This window comes from Stenotrophomonas sp. P5_B8 (assembly GCF_054049855.1).
Genome location: NZ_JBFULO010000593.1, coordinates 1 through 1847, shown reverse-complemented (window position 1 = coordinate 1847; position 1847 = coordinate 1). Strand labels below are relative to the sequence as shown.

The 1847-nt window shown below is 66.6% G+C and carries 1 protein-coding gene; it reads left to right on the top strand.

All coding sequences use genetic code 11. The features are described 5' to 3' along the window. Window positions 1-478: 478 nt before the first annotated feature. Window positions 479-1847, top strand: a 1369-nt coding sequence (locus ACXJKH_RS19705; RefSeq protein ID WP_457321897.1) for an AMP-binding protein, incomplete at its 3' end; no start/stop codon positions are given.

Sequence of the window (1847 nt, the reverse complement as noted above, 5' to 3'; positions counted from 1 at the left end):
ACGACCCGGTAGAGCCGAGCCATGCTCGGCTRGCCGTGCGCAGCACGGCAACGATCGACGCCGAAGCAGCCGAGCATGGCTCGGCTCTACCYGGTYCTACGACCAAGGTCGGACRGCCCACGCCCCACCCTCGGACGATGCTCGACAAACGGYGCGYAMACGCGGGTCAAGGATCGGYCSGTGAACGACCCGGTAGAGCCGAGCCATGCTCGGCYGGCCGTGCGCAGCACGRCAACGATCKRYGCCGAAGCAGCCGAGCATGGCTCGGCTCTACCTGGCCGTGCGCAGCACGGCAATGATCGGTGCCGAAGCAGCCGAGCATGGCTCGGCTCTACCTGGCCGTGCGCAGCAYGGCAACGATCGGYGCCGAAGCAGCCGAGCATGGCTCGGCTCTACCYGGYCCTACGACCAAGGTCGGACRGCCCACGCCCCACCATCGGACTATGCTCGACGCATGGCTTTGTCTGGGAGGGCTGTCATGCAGTACGAGGAAATGTACCGACGTTCCATCGACGAACCCGAGGCGTTCTGGGCGGAGGAGGCGCAGCGCATCTACTGGCACAAGCCACCGGAACAGATCCTCGACTACAGCACCCCGCCGTTCCGGCGCTGGTTCGTCGGCGGTGAAACCAATCTCTGCTACAACGCCGTCGACCGCCATCTGGTCGATCGCCCCGATCAGTTGGCGCTGGTGGCCATCTCCACCGAAACCGACGTGACCCGCGAGATCACCTACCGCGCGCTGTATCGCGAGGTGAACGCATTCGCCGCCGTGCTGCAGCGGCTGGACGTGCAGCGCGGCGACCGCGTGGTGATCTACATGCCGAACATGGCCGAGGCGGTGTTCGCGATGCTGGCCTGCGCGCGCATCGGCGCGATCCATTCGGTGGTGTTCGGCGGCTTCGCCGCGCACAACCTGGCGCTGCGCATCGACGATGCCGCGCCCAAGCTGCTGATCGCGGCCGATGCCGGCAAGCGCGGCGGCAAGGTGATTCCGTACAAGGCGATGGTCGATGCCGCCTGCGCCGAAGCCACGTCGCCGCCGCCGCACGTGCTGATCGTGTCGCGCGGACTGGATCCGGCCGAGCCGAAGGTGCCCGGCCGCGATGTCGACTACGCCACCCTGCGCGAGGAAGTGGGTGACCAGGACGTGCCGGTGGTGTGGCTGGAATCCAGCGAGCCGAGCTATCTGCTGTACACCTCCGGCACCACCGGCAAGCCCAAGGGCGTGCAGCGCGATGTCGGCGGCTACGCGGTGGCGATGGCGCAGTCGATGCAGACCGTCTTCGACTGCAAGCCGGGACAGGTGATGTTCTCCACCTCGGATGTCGGCTGGGCGGTCGGGCATTCTTACAACGTGTACGGACCGCTGATCGGCGGCTGCACCTCACTGCTGTACGAAGGGCTGCCGACCAACCCGGACCCGGGCATCTGGTGGGCGCTGTGCGAGCAGTACGGGGTGCGTACGCTGTTCTCCTCGCCCACCGCGATCCGTGTGCTGAAAAAGCACGACACCGATTTCATCCGCCGCCACGACCTGGATGCGCTCAAGTACGTGTTCCTCGCCGGCGAACCGCTCGACGAACCCACCGCGCACTGGATCAACGATGCGCTCGGCAAGCCGATCATCGACAACTACTGGCAGACCGAGACCGGCTGGCCGGCGCTCACCCTGCTGCCGGGCGTGGACATGAAGCCGGTGCGCTTCGGTTCGCCGGGTTTCCCGAATCTTGGTTACAAGATGAAGGTGATCGATGAGAACACCGGCGAGGAAGTGGCTCCCGGGCAGAAGGGCGTGCTGGTGATGGTCCCGCCGCTGCCGCCGGGCTGCATGAGCACGGTCTGGA